The 2,166-nt window shown below is 69.7% G+C and carries 2 protein-coding genes and 2 pseudogenes; 2 read left to right on the forward strand and 2 right to left on the reverse strand.

Annotation, left to right across the window (positions count from 1 at the left end; genetic code table 11):
• Positions 1-527 (forward strand): annotated as a pseudogene (locus JMF90_RS34425) (MFS transporter); the annotation flags it as partial.
• 54 nt (positions 528-581) lie between these two features.
• Positions 582-1,028 carry a MarR family winged helix-turn-helix transcriptional regulator gene (locus JMF90_RS34430; protein ID WP_011546198.1) on the forward strand — a complete coding sequence of 149 codons (447 nt, stop codon included), beginning with the start codon at positions 582-584 and terminating at the stop codon, positions 1,026-1,028.
• Positions 1,029-1,096: 68 nt separating this feature from the next.
• Here JMF90_RS34430 and JMF90_RS34435 read toward each other — a convergent pair whose 3' ends face one another.
• Complete coding sequence (locus JMF90_RS34435) at positions 1,097-1,678, reverse strand: DJ-1/PfpI family protein (protein ID WP_006477826.1); 582 nt, start codon at positions 1,676-1,678, stop codon at positions 1,097-1,099.
• 157 nt (positions 1,679-1,835) lie between these two features.
• Positions 1,836-2,166, reverse strand: a pseudogene (locus JMF90_RS34440) (amino acid deaminase); the annotation flags it as partial.

The following is a 2,166-nucleotide window of genomic DNA, read 5'->3' on the forward strand; positions in this document are numbered from 1 at the left end:
GCGCGGGCGTCGTCGTGTCGACCCACACGACGCCGACCTGGATGCTGATGGCGCTGATGGTCGCGGGCGGCATCGGGCTCGGCTTCGTGCTGCCGAACCTCACCGTGTTCGCGCAGCAGACGGCCGGCCGCGAGCATCTCGGCATCGCCACGGCGCTGTTGCAGTCGCTGCGGATGGTCGGCGGGATGCTCGGCACCGCGCTCACCGGCACGCTCGTCAACCAGATGTATTCGGGCGGCGTGCGCGACGCGCTGTCGGGCGACCACGCGATGCAGTGGCACGCGCGGCTCGCCGATCCGCAGATCCTGATCGATCGCGCGGCGCAGGGCGGTCTCGTCGCGGAGTTGACGCGTGCCGGGCATAATGGCGCGCTGCTGCTGGAAGCGGCCCGCGAATCGCTGGTCGGCGCGATTCACCTGGGTGTCGCGATGGCGGCCGTCGTCGCCGTGGTGTCGGTGTGGCAGTGCCGTCGCGTGCCGCCGATCGCGCTGCGGCGCAAGATCGAACCGCACGTCGCGGCCGATTGACCGATCGGGCGAGCGATTCGACGACTCAACGATTCACCGGAACGAAATCAGCGCATGGAAGAACAGGACCGCGTCGCGATCTTGCAGCAATTCGGACGCACGTATCGCGCCTTCATGACCGCGTTCGAAGCGCACGTCGGGCAGCCGATGCCGCGCTGGCGCATCATGGTCGCGCTGCACACGATGGACGGTCATGCGTCGCAGAAGAAGCTCGTCGAAGTGCTGCGCATCGATCCGGGCGCGCTCACGCGCCAGTTGAAGTCGCTCGACGCGCTCGGCTGGATCGAGCGTGCATCGGACGCGCGCGACAACCGCGTGACCAACGTCACGCTGACGGACGCCGGCCGCGCGGCGTTCGACGCGTGCCTGCCGCGCCGCAAGGCGTTTCTCGAACAGACGATGGCGCAGTTGCCGGACGACGTGCTGAATGCGCTGTCGGGCGCGCTCGCGATGCTGGAATCGCGGATCGCGGACGTCGGGTCGACGCCAGCCGCGCGTTGACGTGCGGAGCCGGGCGGCACGTCAGCGCCGCCGGCCATCGCTTCGTTTCATTCCGAGTGGGTGCAGGTTTACAGCTCGATGCGCGTGCCGAGCAGCGCGAGGAACTGCGCGAGCCAGGCCGGATGCGCGGGCCACGCGGGCGCGGTGACGAACGGCGCGTCGGTCACGGCCGCGTCGACCGGGATGTCCGCGTATTCGCCGCCCGCGAGCTTCACCTCCGGCGCACAGGCCGGGTAGGCCGAAATGCGCTTGCCGCGGATCACGTCGGCGGCCGCGAGCAGTTGCGCCGCGTGGCAGATCGCCGCGATCGGCTTGCCGGCTTCGGCGAACTCGCGCACGAGCGAAATCACCTTCGGATCGAGTCGCAGATATTCGGGCGCACGGCCGCCCGCGATCGCGAGCGCGTCGTAGCGCGCCGCATCGACGTCGTCGAACGCCGCGTTCAGCGTGAAATTGTGGCCGGGCTTCTCGGTGTAGGTCTGGTCGCCCTCGAAATCGTGGATCGCGGTCTTGATCTTGTCGCCCGCGCGCTTGCCGGGGCAGACTGCATCGACGTGGTGGCCGACGGCCTGCAGCGCCTGGAACGGCACCATCGTTTCGTAGTCTTCGGCGAAATCGCCGGTCAGGAACAGGATCTTCTTCGCGGCCATGGCTTTCTCCAGTGAAGCAGCGTTGAAGGCCCGGTCGCGCCGTGCATGACGGCCGCGACGGGCCCCGAGGACGAAAGCGCAGTGTACTCCGGCAGATTGAAGCGCGCGTGACGGCCGCCCCGCGCGAGCGGCAGGGCGGCGCCGCGCGCGGCGGGCGTCAGAAGAAGGTTTCGACGACTTCCGTCACGCGGAACTGCGGATCGAGCACGAGCACCTGGCGCCACTTGTCGAACGTCAGGCACGGGTGCGAGATGTCGAACGCGACCATGTCGCCGACCTTCACGTCCGCGCCCGGCGGGATCTGCAGGTATGCGTGCTGGTCCATCATCCCGGTGACGGCCCAGCCTTCGGCGGCGGCGACGTTGCGCGGCGCGGTGTCGCGGCCCGGGCGGAAGTGGCGCGCCGGCTCGGGCAGGCCCGCGTCGAACGCCGCGTCGCGCTTGCCGAGCGCGACGATCGCACGGTCGGCTTCCGGCACCGACTGCACG

It is taken from the genome of Burkholderia sp. E168m23, assembly GCF_016586125.1.
Lineage (GTDB): Bacteria > Pseudomonadota > Gammaproteobacteria > Burkholderiales > Burkholderiaceae > Burkholderia > Burkholderia orbicola.

What these genes read in the sequence shown, in the direction of transcription:
- JMF90_RS34430 (WP_011546198.1), top strand. Translation starts at nt 582, where the DNA reads ATGGAAGAACAGGACCGCGTCGCGATCTTGCAGCAATTCGGACGCACG.
- JMF90_RS34435 (WP_006477826.1), bottom strand. Translation starts at nt 1,678, where the DNA reads ATGGCCGCGAAGAAGATCCTGTTCCTGACCGGCGATTTCGCCGAAGAC.